15 protein-coding genes are annotated in these 19,704 nt (G+C 40.2%); 8 read left to right on the forward strand and 7 right to left on the reverse strand.

The window, feature by feature from the left end; translation table 11 throughout:
* Positions 1–120 precede the first annotated feature (120 nt).
* The 3 genes from KNQ97_RS07680 to KNQ97_RS07690 form a co-directional block, all read right to left on the reverse strand.
* Positions 121–2,526 (reverse strand): glucose/quinate/shikimate family membrane-bound PQQ-dependent dehydrogenase, encoded by a 2,406-nt coding sequence (locus KNQ97_RS07680; RefSeq protein WP_001075596.1) that lies wholly within the window; start codon positions 2,524–2,526, stop codon positions 121–123.
* 173 nt (positions 2,527–2,699) lie between these two features.
* Positions 2,700–3,932, reverse strand: a complete 1,233-nt coding sequence (locus KNQ97_RS07685; protein WP_079377343.1) for a carbohydrate porin — start codon at positions 3,930–3,932, stop codon at positions 2,700–2,702.
* 155 nt (positions 3,933–4,087) lie between these two features.
* Positions 4,088–5,206, reverse strand: coding sequence for a CaiB/BaiF CoA-transferase family protein (locus KNQ97_RS07690; RefSeq protein ID WP_253612032.1), 1,119 nt, complete (start codon positions 5,204–5,206; stop codon positions 4,088–4,090).
* A gap of 210 nt (positions 5,207–5,416) precedes the next feature.
* Here KNQ97_RS07690 and KNQ97_RS07695 point away from each other — a divergent pair, with 210 nt between their 5' ends.
* From KNQ97_RS07695 to KNQ97_RS07715, 5 genes are all read left to right on the forward strand, one after another.
* Positions 5,417–6,427 carry an AraC family transcriptional regulator gene (locus tag KNQ97_RS07695; RefSeq protein WP_000085721.1) on the forward strand — a complete coding sequence of 337 codons (1,011 nt, stop codon included), beginning with the start codon at positions 5,417–5,419 and terminating at the stop codon, positions 6,425–6,427.
* 170 nt (positions 6,428–6,597) lie between these two features.
* Positions 6,598–7,803: an acetyl-CoA C-acetyltransferase gene (locus KNQ97_RS07700; RefSeq protein ID WP_001287646.1), complete on the forward strand. Its 1,206-nt coding sequence runs from the start codon at positions 6,598–6,600 to the stop codon at positions 7,801–7,803.
* Between the two features lie 20 nt (positions 7,804–7,823).
* Positions 7,824–9,959, forward strand: coding sequence for a 3-hydroxyacyl-CoA dehydrogenase NAD-binding domain-containing protein (locus tag KNQ97_RS07705; protein WP_032061495.1), 2,136 nt, complete (start codon positions 7,824–7,826; stop codon positions 9,957–9,959).
* Between the two features lie 164 nt (positions 9,960–10,123).
* Positions 10,124–10,378: a hypothetical protein gene (locus KNQ97_RS07710; protein WP_001280986.1), complete on the forward strand. Its 255-nt coding sequence runs from the start codon at positions 10,124–10,126 to the stop codon at positions 10,376–10,378.
* Positions 10,379–10,393: 15 nt separating this feature from the next.
* Entirely contained in the window at positions 10,394–11,254 is an 861-nt protein-coding gene (locus KNQ97_RS07715) for a patatin family protein (RefSeq protein ID WP_000129258.1), read from the forward strand.
* A gap of 29 nt (positions 11,255–11,283) precedes the next feature.
* Here the strand turns inward: KNQ97_RS07715 and KNQ97_RS07720 are convergent, their stop codons facing one another.
* Together KNQ97_RS07720 and KNQ97_RS07725 are read right to left on the reverse strand one after the other, a co-directional pair.
* The gene (locus KNQ97_RS07720) at positions 11,284–11,703 is read right to left on the reverse strand and encodes a GNAT family N-acetyltransferase (protein ID WP_069370455.1); all 420 of its coding nucleotides are present in this window, start codon (positions 11,701–11,703) and stop codon (positions 11,284–11,286) included.
* 12 nt (positions 11,704–11,715) lie between these two features.
* Positions 11,716–12,927, reverse strand: a complete 1,212-nt coding sequence (locus KNQ97_RS07725) for an SAM-dependent methyltransferase (RefSeq protein WP_199939425.1) — start codon at positions 12,925–12,927, stop codon at positions 11,716–11,718.
* A gap of 126 nt (positions 12,928–13,053) precedes the next feature.
* On the opposite strand from KNQ97_RS07725, the gene KNQ97_RS07730 reads away from it, so the two are divergent.
* A complete protein-coding gene (locus KNQ97_RS07730) occupies positions 13,054–13,695 on the forward strand; it encodes a hemolysin III family protein (protein ID WP_001984806.1) in 642 nt (213 codons plus the stop codon).
* Between the two features lie 134 nt (positions 13,696–13,829).
* The gene (locus tag KNQ97_RS07735; protein ID WP_000446412.1) at positions 13,830–15,140 is read left to right on the forward strand and encodes an MFS transporter; all 1,311 of its coding nucleotides are present in this window, start codon (positions 13,830–13,832) and stop codon (positions 15,138–15,140) included.
* A gap of 64 nt (positions 15,141–15,204) precedes the next feature.
* Here the strand turns inward: KNQ97_RS07735 and KNQ97_RS07740 are convergent, their stop codons facing one another.
* Together KNQ97_RS07740 and secA are read right to left on the reverse strand one after the other, a co-directional pair.
* Entirely contained in the window at positions 15,205–15,648 is a 444-nt protein-coding gene (locus tag KNQ97_RS07740; protein ID WP_031977472.1) for a hypothetical protein, read from the reverse strand.
* A gap of 130 nt (positions 15,649–15,778) precedes the next feature.
* Entirely contained in the window at positions 15,779–18,502 is a 2,724-nt protein-coding gene (secA, locus tag KNQ97_RS07745; RefSeq protein WP_253612033.1) for a preprotein translocase subunit SecA, read from the reverse strand.
* A gap of 407 nt (positions 18,503–18,909) precedes the next feature.
* On the opposite strand from secA, the gene KNQ97_RS07750 reads away from it, so the two are divergent.
* Positions 18,910–19,551, forward strand: a complete 642-nt coding sequence (locus KNQ97_RS07750) for a peroxiredoxin (RefSeq protein ID WP_000175334.1) — start codon at positions 18,910–18,912, stop codon at positions 19,549–19,551.
* Positions 19,552–19,704: the final 153 nt, after the last annotated feature.

The raw sequence follows: 19,704 nt of genomic DNA on the forward strand, positions 1-19,704 counted from the left end.
CTTTTATTCATCAATAAAATGCTTTTTTTGCATATTTAATAACGGTTTTATTGATAAGCTTTAATCTAAATTGACATAAAAAAAGCCCAGATAAATCCGGGCTTTTTTGATAGCAAACTTTTATTTGTTATCTGGTAATGCATAAGCCACTAAATAGTCGCCCATTTTTGTACCAAATGAACCATGACCACCGGCCATAATTACAACATATTGTTTACCATTAATTTCATAAGTCATTGGTGTTGCTTGTCCACCTGCTGGTAAACGCGCTTCCCAAAGTTTCTCACCATTCGTTACGTTAAACGCACGGATGTAGTTATCTTGAGTTGCACCAACAAACATGACATTACCTGCGGTAGAAATAGAACCACCTAAACCAGGAACACCAATTTTTACAGCTGGTAACTGGAACAAGTTCGGTAAACTGTCACGAATTGTACCAATACGTTTTTTCCAAACGACTTCATGAGTTTTCAAATCTACGCCAGCAACATATCCCCAAGCAGGTTGTTTACAAGGTAAACCAAGTGGAGATAAGAATGCGCTGATTTCAACACCATAAGGTACGCCATACATTGGCTGTACACCCTGCTCAGTTCCCGCACCTTTTGCAGTTTGCGCACGGTTTGGATCAGCAGGAATTAAACGACTCACGAATGGCAGACCAATCGGGTTCATTACAGCAACTTGACGGTCAGGGTTAACTGACATACCGCCCCATTCAAACACACCTAAATTACCAGGGAAAACTAAAGTACCGTTTTCAGATGGTGGCGTATAAATACCATCGTAATTGAGGCGTTTGAATGACACACGACACATGAGCTGATCAAGCATAGTGGCACCCCACATATCTTTATCAGTCAATTTATCTTGTGGTGCCAAGTTCAAATCAGAGAATGGCTGAGTTTTTGAATAATGCTCACCTTTAGTCTGTGGTCCGCGTTTAACTGTTTGTGGAACTGGTTTCTCAGTTACAGGAACAATTGGCTGACCATTACGACGATCAAGAACAAAGGCATTACCTGTTTTGGTCAAGACATAAATTGCTGGAACAGTTTTACCAGATTTGTCTTTAATATCTGCCAAAGATGGTTGTGACGGTACGTCCATATCCCATAAATCGTGATGGGTTGTCTGGAAGTTCCAAATCAATTTACCTGTTGAAGCGTTAATCGCTAACATAGAGTTCGCATAACGTTCTTTCAACTCGGTACGGTCACCACCCCAGATATCTGGAGTACCTACACCTGTTGGAACATAAACGATATCAAGTTTGGCATCGTATGCTAAAGGTGCCCAAGCATTTGGTGAGTTATGAACAAAGGTTGTACCTTCACCTGGCATTGCATTTGGATCTGCTGCACCAGTATCAAATACCCAAAGAAGCTTACCAGTGTTTACGTCATATCCACGGATAACACCTGATGGCTCTTTATTTGAATAGTTGTCGGTAACTGAACCGGCAATAACCACTGTTGAACCAGTAACAACACCTGGAGATGTTGGGTTATAACCACCTGGATAAGCATATGGCATGAATTCTTGTAAATTCACTTCACCATTTTGACCAAAGTCAGTACATGCTTTACCTGTGTCAGCATTTACAGCAACTAAACGTCCATCATTGACTGGAACAAAGACTTTACGTGGACATTGAGTTGAAGTCGACTTTTTAGTTTGTAAGCTTGTCGCAAATTCAGTTGTGTTGTTTGCATCGTAATACATTACACCACGACAAGTTAAATGCTGGAACGATTTATCCGTTTTAAGCTTCGGATCAAAACGCCATTTTTCTTTACCTGTAGCTGGGTCAATCGCAATTAATTGCTGGTGAGCCGTACAGATAAACATGTTATTACCAATTTTAATTGGTGTAACCTGATTGGTTGTTTCGCCAGAGTCATTATCTGTTTTGAAATCACCAGTACGGAATGTCCAGGCAACTTTCAGATCTTTTACGTTCTGGTCATTAATCTGTTTCAATGGAGAATAACGTTCACCAGCTTGAGTACGACCATAAGCAGGCCAGTCGCTCTCTGCAACACCTGGAACGGCTTGAGCAGTTTCTGGTTGAGGTGTCTTGATTTCACCATTAATTTCTTGCGGATCATTGAAGATAGAATAAACCATCAACACGATTGCAATTGCTAAAGTTGAAGATAAGGCAACTTTACTTGATCCAAGGTTGTTGATTCCACGAGTTACAGCCGGAACCAATAACCATAAACCAAGAATACCTAAAATATCTAAACGTGGTGCAAGCGCCCAAAAGTCTGTTCCAACTTCCCAGACACTCCAGATAATAGTACCTAGCATTAATGCGGCATAAACCCATAAAGCAGCAGAAGCGCGCTTGTAGAGTTGCCATGCAACAATGAGAAGTAAGACTCCAGCTACAATATAGTAAATTGAACCGCCTAGTGTAGCGAGCCAAATACCTCCAATTAGCAGGAATAACGCCAATAACCCAATAATAATTACGGTAAAAGTCGTTAAACCTGATCTTGAAGAAGGTTGATTCATAAACCACCTCTTATCAATCATCATTTTTATCGGAAAGATGTGCCAAAAAACTTATAGAAAAATGACATCACCAATACGTCTAAAACAAAATTCAGGCATAAAGAAAAAAACGGAAGGTCAGGATACTTCAATCAATGATTTAGCCCTCGACAATCCGTTTTCGGAATAATTACTTAGAATGCAGTTGAGAACTTAATACCGCCTACCCAAGTGTTATCACCATTTTTTAATGCACCAACATGACGAACATATTGCACATTTGGACGAATAGTTAGCCAGTTAGTGGCATGAATACCATAGTAAAGCTCGGTATTATATTCGGTGTCGTATTCTTTGGCTTGAACATCGCTCCAATCATCATTGATATGGATACGAGCAACACCAAGTGCCAACTCATCTTGAGGACGTTGATTGAGCAAACCTTTATAGACTAAGCCTATATTTTGCATGTTATCAACTTTGTTGGTATCTGAGTCGTGGAAAGTTAGGTTCACAAACCCTGTTAAACCACGGTCAGTTTGATCAGCTGGCTGGAATAATTTCTGTTTTGCAGTTACCCAAACACCTTGCTTATGAGATGTTTTAGTTGAATCTGCAATTTCTTTGGCATCGGCAGTACTATAGTAATAACCTAAACGGTATTCACCAGGCATGCTTTGCACACCTAGTTTAGGTGACCAAACTACTTCTGCTGGAATAATTGCACCGTGAGAACCATCTGTACTTAGGTTGAAGCCTTTGCCACGTTCCAAGTTTTCAGGGTTATATTCATATACACCCACTTGTGTATATAAATCAGGTTGCAAGTTATATTTGACACGCATTGCCCATTGGCTAACTGGCCAGTTATACCACTGATCGCCTACCCAGTTACCCACTTGTGAACCACAAAGTGCCAAGTTCTGGAAATCACAGTCAAAACTATTAAAGTCTTCACCCTCACCAAAACGGCCCACTTTAACATCTAACTTCTGATCAAGGAATTTTTTCTTGATCCATAAATCTGTTAAACGCCAAGTTTGTTCACGGCCCCACACTTCTTGAACAGAACTTTGGTGCCCAGCCAATGCTGGAGAATGTTCAGAAAGCGATTGCCCATCACGATAAGTTAATGTGATTTGAGCTTCTGTATCTTGCCACCCTAAAATTTTACCTAGGTCCAAATGAGAACCTAAAGCAAGTTGCCCTGTATAAGCACTACCGTGTGTAGATGTTTGTTTGGAATCTAAAATACCGGCATATTCACCGGTATATCCAAAAGAAAAATCATAACCTTGTGCTTGCAACGCTGTACGTTGCCCGTTCCAATCACCCAACATCCAAGAACCATTTGGGTCAAATGCAGCAGCAGCTTGTGCATGCTGAACAAAAAGAGTAATTGATAAAACGGATAAACAGGAAACCATCAAAGATTTATGCGTTTTCATGTTTACGAACCTTTTATGTCTTTGTTTATAAAGGTTACGCTAATTTTATGTAAAGAAATTATTCAAAATGTTAATCAATTGATTATTCAGATAATAATTTCAATACATACTGTATAAGAAATAGCCCCTTAACCTCACCACTGCCCTTCGCCAAGTTTTTGACCTACAAAGGAATATCGCATTTGCGAACGTGAAAACTTAATTGGGCATGCAATTTGTGGTTCTGTATCTGGCGTATTATTTTGCAAAGGAACATTCACAATCCATCCACGTTGTTGTGCTAACGGTGAATTTAAAGCCTCACTTAAACTCAATACGGGTTCTACACAAACATCGAGATTTGCAAAAATTTCATGCCATTCTTTAAATGTTTTGGCTTTAATTTTTTCTTGAATGGCTTGCTTAACTTCCTGTCGATCTTGCTCATCTAATGACGCACCTTTTTGTAATAACACAGGTAAGTCTAATGCCGCAGACAAACCTGCCATAAATTGTGGTTCAAGGCTACCGATAGAAAGATAACGGCCATCTTGCGTCACATAATAGTCATAGAAAATCCCCCCATTGAGCATCCCCTGCTCGGGAGCCTGTTCAACTTGTGCAGCAAGTGTGGCAGAAGCTGCCATGCTATTTAGACTCGCAACACAGTCCGTCATGGAAATATCAATATATTGACCTATACCGCTACGGCTGCGTTCAACTACAGCAGCCAAGATCGCAATGACTGCATGTAATGAACCACCAGCAATATCGGCAACCTGAATACCAAGCGGTGGCGGACCGCTATCTTGTCGGCCGCTATACCCAGCAATACCAGCTAAAGCTAAATAATTAATGTCGTGCCCAGCCCGGTCTTTATAACTTCCAGTTTGGCCATAACCTGTAATTGAACAATAAATTAAACGCGGGTTAATTTCTGCAAGGGTGGCATAGTCCAGCCCTAAACGGCGCATGACATCTGGCCGAAACTGCTCAATCACAACATCAAACTCAGAAATCTTGGCTTTAATCAGATCAATACTTGCAGCATCTTTTAAGTCGAGAACAATCGACTGCTTATTTCGATTTAGATAACTATGTGCAGTCGCCTGCCCATTTGCATAGGGCGGCATAATCCGAATGAGGTCTGGACGTGATGGAGATTCAATATGGATGACTTCTGCCCCCATATCGGCTAAATACATTGTGGCGAAAGGTCCAGGTAAGAGCGTCGAGAAATCGAGAACTTTAAGTCCATTTAATGCAGTCGTCATCGTTTTTTTAACCACTATTATTCGAATTTTCTTTTATATTAGTTAAGCAAATATTCTAAAACAATGTCATGTTCAGCCATTTACCTTGATCATTTCGGCAATTTAACATGTAAAAAGTGCTTTTACACTGTTGTAAATCGCCAATTTATTTTTTTAGACGGTCATTTAGGTCAATTTAAAGTGAACATCAAAGAGACTGAAGGATTCAATATGAGTCGCGATACGATTAGCATCCACTTCGTGAATGCGGCTTTGACAGGCGTAAAGCGCCTTGGCATGGATGTCGAGACGTTACTTTCACATGTGGGTATCGAAGCGGAACTATTACGTCAACCTAAAGCTCGAATCTCACCAGAACAATATACCCGTTTTATAAAAATGTTATGGATGGTCACACAAGACGAACACGTTGGTTTCGATGTACAACCGCGTCGTTTGGGCACTTTTGCCATTATGTGTCAGTTGATTATTCATGCAAAAACCTTGGGCCAAGCCCTTGAACTTTCATCTCAATTTTACAAATTATTTGGTGATGAATGGTCAGTAACGCTGGAGCGTGACAAACACGAAGCACGTTTAGTACCTCTCATTCCAAAAACATTAGATCCGGATCATTTCATTACTGAAAGTATGCTCATGATCTGGCATGGATTGGCATCATGGCTGATTGAACGTCGCTTACCATTAGAACGTGTTCATTTTAGCTATCCACGTCCTGCACATGCAGATGAATATGACGCGTTATTCTTTGCGCCAGTTATGCAATTTGACGCACCGCGTACCGAAATAACCTTTGCGGCTGATTATCTTGATTTGCCAATTCGCCAAGATGAAAAAACATTAGAAGAATTCTTAAAAGCAGCCCCTGCTCAGCTTTTAGTAAAATTCAAAAACACCAATTCGTTGACTTCACGTATTCGTGAAGTACTCAAAAGCCAAATTGGTGAAGAAATGCCAACGCTCAATGACGTTGCATCAATGTTGTATTTATCTCCGCAAACTTTACGCCGCCGCCTAGCTGCCGAAGGTAAAAGCTATCAGGGCGTGAAAGACGCTTTACGCCGAGATGCTGCGATTCATTTATTACTCAATCCTGAGTTAACACTTGAAGATGTTGCTCAGCAAGTTGGTTTTAGTGAAACCAGTACATTCCACCGTGCATTTAAAAAGTGGACTGGTGTTACTCCCGGTCTATATCGCCAGCTCCATGGTTACCATTAATTCTTAAATCTCTTTAGTTTCACATTTAGCCCAAGTTCAACTTGGGCTTTTTTGTATCGCCATTGGCAAAAATCATCACCTGACTGGTGCGCTTATCGTCATTGCACTCCCTCTTAAAAACAGTACACTCAAAACACGACAAAGTTTAAGTAATAAAAAAAGGAACTGTTATGAGCGAGGCTTATATTATTGACGCCATTCGCACACCACGCGGAAAAGGAAAAAAAGACGGCTCTCTTTACGAAGTAAAACCAATCACATTACTCACCACTCTATTAAACGAATTACAGCAACGCCATCAACTCGATACATCTAAAGTAGATGATATTGTTCTGGGCTGCGTCACACCAATTGGTGATCAGGGCGGTGATATTGCCAAAACAGCAGCGATTGCAGCGGGCTGGAATGATGATGTTGCAGGTGTGCAAATTAACCGCTTTTGTGCTTCAGGTTTAGAAGCGGTCAACATGGCAGCCATGAAAGTTCGTTCTGGTTGGGAAGATTTAGTAGTTGCTGGTGGCGTTGAATCAATGTCACGTATCCCAATGGGTTCTGATGGCGGACCGTGGGCGTTAGATCCGGAAACCAACCTTAAATCATCTTTTGTTCCACAAGGTGTCGGCGCTGACCTCATTGCAACCTTAGATGGCTATAGCCGAGAAGATGTTGATAATTTTGCCGTAAAGTCACAACAAAAAGCAGCGGCAGCTCAAGCAAATGGTTATTTCGATCAATCAGTTGTGCCAGTCAAAGATCACGCAGGTGTTGTGATTTTAGAAAAAGATGAATTTATTAAAGGCAATACCACACTTGAAGGGTTAGCAAAGCTCAACCCAAGTTTTGAAATGATGGGGCAAATGGGCTTTGATGCTGTTGCCCTGCAAAAATATCCAGAAGCACAAAAAGTAAATCATGTTCATCATGCCGGTAACTCATCAGGTATTGTCGATGGAGCAGCTCTTGTTTTACTGGCTTCAGAAAAAGCAGTGAAAGAACAAAACTTAAAACCACGCGCTAAAGTTTTGGCGACTGCATTAGTCGGTACTGATCCAACCATTATGCTGACTGGCCCTGCCCCTGCCGCACGCAAAGCTTTGGAAAAAGCTGGTTTAACAATTGATGATATTGACCTATTTGAAGTCAACGAAGCATTTGCAGCTGTCGTGATGCGTTTTATTAATGAGCTCAATGTGCCTGCTGAAAAAGTCAACGTAAATGGCGGTGCGATTGCTTTAGGTCATCCCTTAGGGGCAACTGGTGCCATGATTTTGGGTACATTACTTGATGAGCTTGAACGTCAAAATAAAAAACGCGGTTTAGCAACGCTCTGTGTCGGCGGTGGTATGGGTATTGCCACCATTATTGAACGTGTATAAAAATTTAGGGATATATAAAGATGAGTGCAATTCAATACGAAAAAAATGCCGACAATATTGTCATCTTGACACTTGATTCAACTGGTCAGTCTGCAAATACCATGAATGCAGAATTTCGTGACTCGCTTGATGAGGTCACCCAGAAACTTAAAGCAGAATCAGAACTTTCAGGTGTTATTTTTCGCTCAGCAAAAAAAACTTTCTTTGCTGGTGGTGATTTAGATGAACTGATTCAAGTTCAACCTGAGCATGCAACTGACTTTTTCAATATGGTTGAGAAGTTAAAAGGTCATCTAAGAACGATTGAAACACTAGGAGTTCCAGTTGTTGCAGCATTAAATGGCACGGCACTGGGCGGAGGATGGGAAATCGCATTAAGTTGCCATCACCGTATTGCAATCAATGACCCGAAAAGTAAATTTGGCCTACCAGAAGTTACCTTAGGTTTACTACCGGGCGGCGGTGGTATTGTACGTATGGTTCGTCTGCTTGGTCTTCAAAATGCGTTCCCATTTTTAATGGAAGGCAAACAGTTCGGTGTCGATAAAGCAAAATCTTTAGGCTTAATTCATGACACAGCTGAAAATGAACAAGAACTTTTAGATAAAGCGATTGCTTGGATCAAAGCCAATCCAAAATCTCAACAGCCTTTTGATGTGAAGGGTTATAAAATTCCGGGTGGCGATCCAAAAACTCCGGCAGTTGCACAAGTTCTCGCTATTGCACCAGCCATGCTAAAAGACAAAACCAAGGGCTGCTATCCTGCTCCTGAAGCGATTATGGCTGCCGCAGTTGAAGGTGCTCAAGTTGATGTCGATACCGCCTTGCGCATCGAGTCTCGCTACTTTACTCAACTAGCAACAGGCCAAATTTCTAAAAATATGATTGGCACTTTCTGGCATGGTCTAAATGCAATTAAGTCTGGTGCAAGCCGTCCTGCCGATATTGCAAAATGGCAAGCCACTAAAGTGGGCGTGTTGGGTGCGGGCATGATGGGTGCCGGTATTGCCTACGCCACTGCAATTAAAGGCATTCCTGTTATCCTTAAAGATGTATCTGTTGAAAATGCTGAAAAAGGCAAAGCATATTCACAAAAGCTCTTAGATAAACGTGTTTCACAAGGTCGCATGACGGCAGAAAAACGTGATCAGATTTTATCGCTCATTACGGCCACAGCTTCTGCTGAAGACTTACAAGGTTGTGACCTGATTATTGAAGCCGTATTTGAAAACCAAGAGCTCAAAGCGAAAGTCACTCAAGAAGCCGAACAATACTTAGCGCCTAATGGTGTAATGGCATCAAATACATCCACCCTACCGATTACAGGTTTAGCGCAAGCAAGTAAGGATGATAAAGCATTTATTGGCCTGCATTTCTTTAGCCCTGTCGACAAAATGCAGTTGGTTGAGATTATTAAAGGTAAAAATACCTCCGCAGAGACACTTGCTAAAGCCTACGACTTTGTACAGCAAATTGGAAAAACGCCAATCGTTGTCAATGATAGCCGTGGCTTCTTTACCAGTCGTGTGTTTGGTACTTTTATTCAAGAAGGTATGCGCTTACTTGCAGAAGGCGTCCATCCAGCGCGTATTGAAATGGCAGCACTGAAAGCTGGCATGCCGGTAGGACCACTTGCGATTCAAGATGAAGTGTCTTTAACTTTAACGGAGCATGTTGCAAGTGAAACGCGTAAGGCACTACAAGCCGAAGGCAAAGAGCTACCGAAAACACCGGTAGATGAAGTGATTCATACCATGATTCATGAATTAAACCGTAAAGGTAAAGCTGCTGGCGCAGGTTTTTATGATTATCCTGAAAATGGTAAAAAGCACCTATGGGAAGGCTTAAACCGTTGGCAAAAAGATCATGATATCTCCGAGCAAGATATGATTGACCGTATTTTGTTTGTACAAGCCTTAGATACCCTACGTTGTTACGAAGAAGGGGTATTAGAGTCAGTGATTGATGCCAATGTCGGTTCTATTTTTGGAATTGGTTATGCCCCGTGGACGGGAGGAGCGATTCAATTCTTAAATCAATATGGGATTGATAAAGCACAAAAACGTGCCGAAGAGTTGGCTGCCAAATATGGTGAGCGCTTCACGCCCCCAACGTTACTAAAAACTAAAGCTGAGCAGAAGCAAAATATTCAATAAGTTAGCGCTCTTGAATATTTAAAAATTGCATAAACCTTACCCATATAAATATATTTTATTTATATGGGTTTTTCTTTATGACCTTTAAGATTTCAGCCTTATACCTAAATATGCTATAAATAGACTTCATTTCTGTGCTTCTACAGCACATTCGAGATATCCTTATGTCCGATAAAAATTCTTCCGAATCAGCAATTTTAGGCTGGAAATTTGTTCTAATCGTCGGTGTTTTAAGTGCGATCTTCCTTGGCTTTTTCTATTTAGCAATGAGTAATGAGCCTGACTATATGCCAGGAGCACAACGCAAAGCTCAACAGCATGAAATGCAGCAAAAAGCTGAGAAATCAACAGATCAGCAAACTCAGCATGACAATATGCCTGAAATGGACATGCAAGAACATCAGCATTCACATCAGTAATCAGATATTTTTCAAATGACAGATTTTTCTCGCAATGCACTGGTTGTAGAAGGTGGAGGCATGCGTGGTGCCTTTACCAGTGGTGTACTTGATGCTTTTCTACAACAGCAGTTCAACCCTTTTGATCTATACGTGGGCGTATCTTCTGGTTCGACCAATGTAGCTAACTACCTGGCAGGCCAACAGGGTCGCACCTTAACCTTCTATATTGATCATTCACTACGTCCTGAATTTATCGATTACAAACGCTTCTTTAAAGGCGGTGATTTACTCGATTTAAAATGGATGTGGGAAATTGGCGAGCAAGAACATCCTCTCGATCAACAGAGCCTTTTTGCCAAAAATCCAGATTTTTATATGGTATTGACGCATGCTAAAACTGGTCATGCTGAGTATCTTCGTGCTGGTAAAGATAATTTGCTAAATGCACTGCGTGCTTCTAGCTCAATTCCGGTTTTAACTCGTCATCCCGTCGATATTATGGGTGAACCCTACTTTGATGGCGGCGTTGCAGATGCTCTACCCGTTCGCTGGGCGGCTCAGCAAAGTGGTGTCAAAAAGCTATTAGTTTTACGTACTCGTCCGAAGAACTATTTTAAAGCCAGTAGCCGAGGCGACCAATTCCTTGCGAAATATGCTTTTAAACACCATTACGGTTTTGCAAATAGTTTGCGTAACCGCTGTGCCCGTTATAATGCTTCAGTTGAATTTGTTCGTAGCAGTAACCCAGAACAGCAAATTTTAGAGGTATGTCCACCGCCTCTTAAAAATATGGCAGGGCGTTTAACGACAAATCCGAAAAAGCTTCGTTACAGTTATGAAGTTGGTTTGGAAACAGGCTTACAGGCCATCGAAAACTGGAATGCGATGAAGTAGTTCAAAGTTGAGATTTCTAAAAAGGAATCTCAACTTAACGCTAAAGTCATATCAATATGTGGAATACCACAGTCTTGGTAAACTTCACCCTGCACTTTGAAACCTAAAGCTTCGTAAAAAGCCGTCACATAGGTTTGCGCGGAAAGCTTTAAATAAGGCAATTTATGTTGGCTCGCATATTCAATAATATGCTGCATTAGAATTTTACCTATACCCTGCTTTCGATAAAGCATTAAAACAGCAACACGCCCTACGCTATGCTGTGGCAACAAACGTGCTGTAGCGATAGGCTGCTCTTTGTCATACACCATAAAGTGCACAGCAGTGCTGTCAAAATCATCCCATTCATCTTCGGGTTCAATGCCTTGCTCTTGAATAAAGACTTGTTCACGGATGTATTTCGCATCTTCCTCAAACTGCGTCCAACTACCCGCTATAACTTTATACATCCACTCACCTTCCTAGCATTTGCAGCCAATATTTTCGATCGGCAACTGGTCTTGTAATAACAATTCCAATGTCTGTTTTTTAATTCCATACATTTCTTTCAATGCTTGAATTTGAGCCATAATCTTGGTATCAGGTTGTGTCACGTTTTTGCGTTTAGTCGCCAAAATCATTTTATTTTTACTGGTGTGTTCAAGCGATACAAACTCAAAAACTTTAGTTTCATAACCATATGCTTTTAAAAGTAACGCACGTAAGGTATCGGTCAACATCTCGGCTTGTTGTCCCGCATGAATACCAAACTGTAGCATGGGTTGTAAAACTTCAGGACTATGTAGTTGTGGACGCAACTCTTTATGACAGCATGGCGCGCACATAATCATCGAAGCATTTAAGCGAATTCCAGTATGGATAGCAAAGTCAGTCGCAATATCACAAGCATGTAAAGCAATCATAACGTCCAGCTTTTCCGGCTGATAACTACGAACGTCACCTTCAAAAAAGTCTAAATGATTAAAATGTACTTTTTCTGCAACGTTCTGGCAAAACTCCACTAAGTTACGGCGCAGCTCTACACCAGTAATGAGCGGAACCTTTTGTTGTTCTTGTAAATAATCATACAAAGCAAAAGTTAAATAACCTTTTCCTGAACCAAAATCGACAATATTTAACTCTTTTTGCTCAGCATCAATTTGTTCGTATGCACTCGCAAAAATTTCGATAAATTTATTAATCTGCTTCCATTTACGAGCCATGCTTGGAATGATTTGAGCTTTCTCATCGGTAATGCCAAGCTCTTTTAAAAATGCACTACCCTGCTGTACATAACGCTGTTTCTCACGATCATGTGCTTGTACAGTTGGAGCGGTAGTCACGCTGTGTTTTTTACCCATATTAAGCATGGCTTTTTTCTTATTTTTTTTAAGCTGGATTTCTTGATGAGTGGAAAATAAATTCGCTTGTTTACATTGCGTAATCAGCACTGCAATCTGTTCTAAGCCATCTTCGAATGAATAATTTTTAGTCACATCTTGGGTGGTATGATGATATAGCGCGGAAAGTTGTTTTTTTCCATGTAGCTCCACAACACGGAAAGTAATTTTTTCCAGCTGTGTCAACTCTCCTTTATATTGGCTCAAAATCAAACGCTCAAAAGTCTGCTGATCAAGCATTTGTTTGATTTCATGAAAGAATTGCTGTTCTTGCTCAAAGGAGAAAACCGACACTGATATACCTAAAAAATGGTGACTCATATAAAGTGAAAGTTTAAAGGGTATAGGATTAAAAATAAAATAACTTTACGACTGTTTTGTATTTCTATACATTTGTATTTTTAATCAAAAAATAAACTTATGAGTAAATCGGTGTTAGAAACCTACGACCCAAAAGAAGAACTTTTTAATGCCTACAGCCATGGCGCTGGTGTGGTTATGGCAGTAATTGCCTCTGTCTTTTTAATTATAAAAGGATCTTATCTTTCCACTGCCCAGTGGATAGGTTTATGGGTATATGCTTTTAGCTTAATTCTCGTGTTTACTAGTTCGACTCTCTATCATTTTGCACAAACACAAAATTTACGTTACTGGTATAAAAAACTCGATCACACGGCTATTTATTATTTAATTGCTGGAACATATACCCCGTTCTTAAGCATTGCTATACCTACACAAAAAGCTCATATTTTACTTATTGCGCTCTGGAGCATTGCTGCAATTGGTACACTTTTCAAGTTAGTTTTTATTCACCGTTTTCAGAAAATTTCGCTACTTGCTTATGTCCTTATGGGTTGGCTTGCCGTTTTTGTAATGGATGATATGCGAACCTATTTAAGCAAAGATACTTTGATGTTATTGATTACTGGAGGTTTAGCTTACACCGTTGGAGCATTGTTTTACGCGTTAAAAAAGGTAAGATATACCCATGCGATATGGCATATTTTTGTGCTTTTAGGTGCAGGTGCACACTTTCTTGCTATCTATTGGTACGTTGTTTAGTCCATTTTTCACTCATATTCAGTGATCCTGAAAGAGTCATGGATGATGTTCTTTCACGCTATTCTTTTAAGAAAAATATGCCTTTAAAGAGAATAGTAAATTAAAAATAAATTTTAACTGATATAAGGACTTATATGGAGTCAACCTCTGCGACTGCTGCTCCTGTAGTAGCCACCAATTCGAAAACACGGGTTTTGTTTGCAAGTTTAGTCGGTACAACCATTGAGTTCTTCGACTTTTATATCTATGCAACTGCTGCCGTTATCATTTTTCCACACCTATTTTTCCCTGCCAGTAGTGGTAGTGCCGCAGTCTTACAATCACTTGCAACTTTTGCAATCGCCTTTATTGCCCGTCCTATCGGTGCAGCACTATTTGGGCATTTAGGAGATCGTATAGGTCGTAAAGCAACATTGGTGGCAGCATTGCTCACTATGGGTATCTCAACCGTATGTATTGGCTTATTACCAACCTATGCTCAGATTGGAATTGTCGCGCCTTTATTGCTCGCCTTATGTCGTTTAGGACAAGGCTTAGGCTTAGGTGGTGAATGGAGTGGTGCTGTTTTACTTGCTACAGAAAATGCGCCTGAAGGCAAACGTGCATGGTATGGCATGTTCCCTCAACTTGGCGCACCTATCGGTTTTATTTTAGCAACTGGTTCTTTTTTACTTCTAAGTGCTGCTATTCCTGAGCAAGCATTCATGCAATGGGGCTGGCGTATTCCTTTTATTGCAAGTGCTGTCTTGGTTATTGTTGGCTTATACATTCGTTTAAAACTTCATGAGACCCCTGCTTTCCAGAAGGTTTTAGATAAGCAAAAAGAAGTTAATATTCCATTTAAAGAAGTGGTGACAAAACACACGGGCAAACTTATTCTCGGTACAATTGCAGCAATCTGTACCTTCGTTGTGTTTTATTTAACTACAGTATTCGCACTTAACTGGGGAACAACCAAACTAGGCTATGCGCGTGGTGAGTTCTTAGAACTTCAACTGTTTGCAACCCTTTGCTTTGCAGCCTTTATCCCTCTTTCTGCCATTTTTGCAGAAAAATTTGGCCGTAAAGCTACTTCTATTGGTGTATGTATTGCTGCTGCAATTTTCGGACTGTTTTTCTCTAGTATGTTAGAGTCTGGAAACACACTCATTGTATTTTTGTTCTTGTGTACTGGCTTATCAATTATGGGCTTGACCTATGGTCCAATTGGTACTGTCCTTTCAGAAATTTTCCCAACCTCAGTACGTTATACGGGTTCAGCTTTAACGTTTAACTTGGCTGGTATTTTTGGTGCTTCTTTTGCACCGCTTATTGCAACTAAACTTGCTGAAACATATGGTTTATATGCAGTTGGTTATTATCTTACAGCAGCATCACTTTTATCATTAATCGCGTTTTTATTAATACGCGAAACAAAAAATGTAGATGTAAATAATCAGATTTAAATATTTTCAAACACCCTGATATAAAAAAGCCGGTTCAAAATTGACCGGCTTTTTTATATAGAACTTAGTTCAATGAGGCAGGATTTGCAGGTGTAACACTGTTTGGTATAGCTGGGGTAGTTACATTATTCGCTGCAACTGCTGCCGCACCAGCAACAGCAGCTTCACCAATTAATGCAACTTTTGCTTTTTCTTGGCTCTTTGGAGATAGAGCTGGGTTACTTGCAACAATACGGTTAATATTTGCAGAGTTTGCTGGAGCGATCGCAGCAGTTTGTAAAATGATTGGGCGATTACCCGTATTACCCAATGTGTAACGAATACCTGTACGAGGGCTAATCACCGTCGTATTTTCTTGTTTCACTACAGCCTGAGCCGAAGTTGGGCCTTTTGCCGCAAGTACTTTATCAACCGTTGTGGTTTGAGGGGCTGAAGCTGTTTCTGCTGCGAAAACAAAACTTGGCACAGCAAGAACAGTTAAAAATAAAGGTTGTAATACTTTTTTCATTGTCTTTCCAACATACACTCTGGATGAGAAGTAAATAGCATTTAATGCTTAAAACTGCAAACATTATTCACAGGCTTACTACAAACGAAAAAAAAGCAGAACAAACGTTCTGCTTTTTTTATAACACAAATTAAATTTTGCCGTGACACTGTTTATATTTCAAACCAGAACCACATGGACATGGAGCATTACGACTTTCAGGTACAGGGAACGTTTGTTGTTCAATAGCCGACTCATTAAGTACTTCTTGAGAAGCGGTCACTTCACCTGTTAATCCATCCACATCATCATGTTCAAAAGAAAGCTTCATTGCTTCTGCTTGTTGCTGCTGTTGAGCTTCCATTTCTGCAAGCTCTTCTGGTGTTGGGATATGTACGCGAGACAGATCAGTTACAACATCAGTTTTAATTACACCCAGCATGTTCACGAACAAGTTAAATGCTTCTTTTTTATATTCCTGCTCAGGATTTTTTTGCGCATAGCCACGTAAGTGGATACCTTGACGTAAATAATCCATTGCAGCCAAATGATCTTTCCAATGGCGATCAAGAGAATTTAAAACGAAATGACGCTCAAGCATTGCTGCCGATTCATCACCCATTTGTGCACGGCGCTGACGATAACGCGCAATTACTTCATCACTGATGCGTTCAACCAAGCCTTCTTCATCAAGACGTCGATCTTGTTCTAGCCATTCTTGAACTGGTAGCTCAATACCCAAATCAATACGTAAGGCATTTTCTAAACCTTCCACATCCCATTGGTCATGAATTGACTCTGGTGGAATAAAGTTAGCAATCATCGCCTGCATTACTTCACGATGCATTTCTTCAACGTATTCTTGTAAAGTATTTTCAGCTAAGATTTCGTCGCGTTGTGAATAAATGATCTTACGTTGTTCATTATTCACATCATCATATTTAAGTAAGTTTTTACGAATATCGAAGTTACGTGCTTCAACTTTACGCTGCGCGTTTTCGATAGAACGGCTTACCATTTTGTGTTCAATCGCTTCATCTTCTTTAAGCCCCATTGCACGCATCATGGCAACGACACGATCGCCTGCGAAAATACGCATGAGGTCATCTTCAAGAGATAAATAGAAACGAGAAACACCAGGGTCACCCTGACGGCCCGCACGACCACGTAACTGGTTGTCAATACGGCGTGATTCATGGCGTTCAGAACCAATAATGTGTAAGCCACCTGCTTGCAATACATCTTCATGGTCCTGCTCCCATTGCGCTTTTAGACGCGCTTCATCTTCAGGGGTAGGATTTTCAAGTTTGGCAAGTTTCGCTTTCCAGTTACCCCCTAGGATAATATCTGTACCACGACCGGCCATGTTTGTTGCGATTGTTACTGCATTCGGGCTACCTGCCTGAGCAATAATGTCTGCTTCACGCTCATGTTGTTTTGCGTTCAAAACCTCATGATGAATACCAGCTTGCTTCAATTTAGACGATAGAATTTCACTGGCTTCAATCGTTGCCGTACCAATAAGAATCGGTGCAACACCCTGCTGACGAATATTCATAATTTCTTGAATAATCGCGTTATATTTACCATTACGGTTTAAATAGATTAAATCGTTCTGGTCATTACGAATCATAGGTCGGTGTGTCGGAATAATAACGACGTCCAGACCATAAATTTCTTTCATTTCCGCAGCTTCAGTATCGGCAGTACCTGTCATACCTGAAAGCTTTTTATAAAGACGGAAATAGTTCTGGAAAGTAGTTGTTGCTAAAGTCTGGTTTTCAGGTTGAATAGCCAAACCTTCTTTCGCTTCAACTGCTTGGTGTAAGCCTTCTGACCAACGACGGCCCGGCATAGTACGGCCAGTATGCTCATCAACAATAATGACTTCACCGTCATGAATAATATAGTGAACGTCGCGTTGGAATAGGAAGTGCGCACGAATAGCCGCAGAAACATGGTGAACGAGGTTTAGATTTGTAGCTGAATATAAGCTTTCGCCTTCCGCTAACAAACCCATTTGAATAAGTTCTTGTTCTACAGTTTCATAACCAATTTCAGTCATTTCAACTGAACGCTGCTTTTCATCAATCCAGAAATGTCCGCCATCGGCAACTTTTTCTTCTTTTTGCGGGCGTAATTTTGGTGGAATCGTATTGATTGCAGTATAGAGGTGTGAAGAATCTTCACTTTGACCAGAAATAATTAATGGTGTACGCGCCTCATCAATCAAGATTGAGTCGACTTCATCGATAATGGCATAGTGCAAACCACGTTGTTTCTTCTCTGCTAAAGAAAACACCATGTTGTCACGCAAGTAGTCAAAACCAAATTCGTTATTGGTACCATAGGTAATATCAGCTAGATAAGCAGCTGCTTTTTCTGCTGGTTCTTGCATTGAATAAATTGTACCAATGCTTAGACCTAAAAATTCAAATAAAGGACGGTTTAACTCAGCATCACGTTGTGCCAAGTAATCGTTTACAGTAATTACATGAACGCCTTCACCACTTAATGCATTTAAATAACACGCTAAAGTACCCATAAGGGTTTTACCTTCACCGGTACGCATTTCGGCAATTTTGCCTTCATGTAAGGTAATACCACCAATTAACTGGACATCGTAGTGGCGCATGCCCATTACACGTTTTGCTGCCTCACGACAAACTGCAAACGCCTCAGGGAGTAACTTATCTAAACTTTCGCCATTGTTATAACGTTGTTTGAATTCTGGAGTTTTTGCAGATAAGTCTGCATCGCTTAAAGCTGATATCGTCGGCTCGAGCGCATTGATTTGCTCAACAATTTTGCGCATGCGTTTGAGTTCACGCTCATTTTTTGTACCGAAGATACCTCCGATCAGACTTGCCAACATGGATAAACTCTCTAAATCTTGCTTGGTCAAATGAATAAATTTTTTCTCAGTCGTTTATTATGGTGTCAGAAATTTGAAGTACAAGGGGTTTGCACAAAACCCATAAAAAAAATCTGATCATTAGACAAATGGTTTTACCCATTTTCTAAGCCCCTTTAAAGCATCTGACACCTAAAAACTCGACATTAATGCTCATCTATTGAGCACAACTTCCGAGAAATCTAATTTAGCAAATTTATCTTAAAGTTACATTGATTCAGCCCATAAATTCATGTGTTTTGGTCATATATATTTACACTTATATAAAAAGTTCATAATAAAATATAAAAACAATAATTTTAATAATAAATAAATTGCGGCATAGTCATTTCAACATATAACAAATTTTAAGCAATCGAGGATTTATCATGACATTACGATTAGGCGACACAGCCCCTGATTTTCAACAAGAATCAAGCGAAGGCACTATTAATTTTTATGATTTTCTAGGTGATAGTTGGGGCATTTTATTTTCACACCCGGCCGACTATACGCCAGTATGTACAACTGAATTGGGTTATACAGCAAAACTAAAAGATGAATTTGAAAAACGTAATGTTAAAGCAATTGCTTTATCTGTAGATGATGTTGAGTCCCACAAAGGCTGGATTAATGACATTAATGAAACTCAAAATACAACAGTCAATTTTCCAATTATTGCTGACAAAGACCGCAAAGTATCTGAGCTATACGGTTTTATTCATCCGAATGCCAGTGAAACCCTTACTGTTCGTTCTTTAGTGATTATTGACCCAAATAAAAAAGTTCGTCTAATCATCACCTACCCTGCTTCGACTGGTCGTAATTTTAATGAAGTCCTACGTGTTGTTGACTCATTACAATTAACCGATAAGCATAAAGTGGCTACACCAGCAAACTGGCAACAAGGGGAAGATGTTGTCATTGTCCCTTCTTTAAAAGATGAAGAGGAAATTAAACAACGCTTCCCTAAAGGTTATACTGCGGTGAAACCTTATTTACGCCTCACACCACAGCCTGAGCAAGATTAAAGCCTTTAACAAGGCTTTAATCGAAGCGCAAGACAAACGCAGTGCGTAGGCAAGCATCTGAAAAGTTGACTACAAGACAAGCAAAGTGCGTAGGCAAATATTAAAAAAATTCTAAGTCAGCCAGCTCATGTAAGTGAGCAAATATTTCCATCT

Source organism: Acinetobacter sp. UC24323 (genome assembly GCF_024151445.1).
In the GTDB taxonomy this organism is placed as follows: Bacteria; Pseudomonadota; Gammaproteobacteria; order Pseudomonadales; family Moraxellaceae; genus Acinetobacter; species Acinetobacter baumannii.

Bases quoted from the DNA above. Each gene is read 5' to 3' on its own strand.
- KNQ97_RS07710 (WP_001280986.1), top strand. From the start codon at position 10,124: ATGTCCGATAAAAATTCTTCCGAATCAGCAATTTTAGGCTGGAAATTT.
- KNQ97_RS07720 (WP_069370455.1), bottom strand. From the start codon at position 11,703: ATGTATAAAGTTATAGCGGGTAGTTGGACGCAGTTTGAGGAAGATGCG.
- KNQ97_RS07685 (WP_079377343.1), bottom strand. From the start codon at position 3,932: ATGGTTTCCTGTTTATCCGTTTTATCAATTACTCTTTTTGTTCAGCAT.
- KNQ97_RS07690 (WP_253612032.1), bottom strand. From the start codon at position 5,206: ATGACGACTGCATTAAATGGACTTAAAGTTCTCGATTTCTCGACGCTC.
- KNQ97_RS07750 (WP_000175334.1), top strand. From the start codon at position 18,910: ATGACATTACGATTAGGCGACACAGCCCCTGATTTTCAACAAGAATCA.
- KNQ97_RS07680 (WP_001075596.1), bottom strand. From the start codon at position 2,526: ATGAATCAACCTTCTTCAAGATCAGGTTTAACGACTTTTACCGTAATT.
- KNQ97_RS07730 (WP_001984806.1), top strand. From the start codon at position 13,054: ATGAGTAAATCGGTGTTAGAAACCTACGACCCAAAAGAAGAACTTTTT.
- KNQ97_RS07695 (WP_000085721.1), top strand. From the start codon at position 5,417: ATGAGTCGCGATACGATTAGCATCCACTTCGTGAATGCGGCTTTGACA.
- KNQ97_RS07740 (WP_031977472.1), bottom strand. From the start codon at position 15,648: ATGAAAAAAGTATTACAACCTTTATTTTTAACTGTTCTTGCTGTGCCA.
- KNQ97_RS07735 (WP_000446412.1), top strand. From the start codon at position 13,830: ATGGAGTCAACCTCTGCGACTGCTGCTCCTGTAGTAGCCACCAATTCG.
- KNQ97_RS07705 (WP_032061495.1), top strand. From the start codon at position 7,824: ATGAGTGCAATTCAATACGAAAAAAATGCCGACAATATTGTCATCTTG.
- secA (WP_253612033.1), bottom strand. From the start codon at position 18,502: ATGTTGGCAAGTCTGATCGGAGGTATCTTCGGTACAAAAAATGAGCGT.
- KNQ97_RS07700 (WP_001287646.1), top strand. From the start codon at position 6,598: ATGAGCGAGGCTTATATTATTGACGCCATTCGCACACCACGCGGAAAA.
- KNQ97_RS07715 (WP_000129258.1), top strand. From the start codon at position 10,394: ATGACAGATTTTTCTCGCAATGCACTGGTTGTAGAAGGTGGAGGCATG.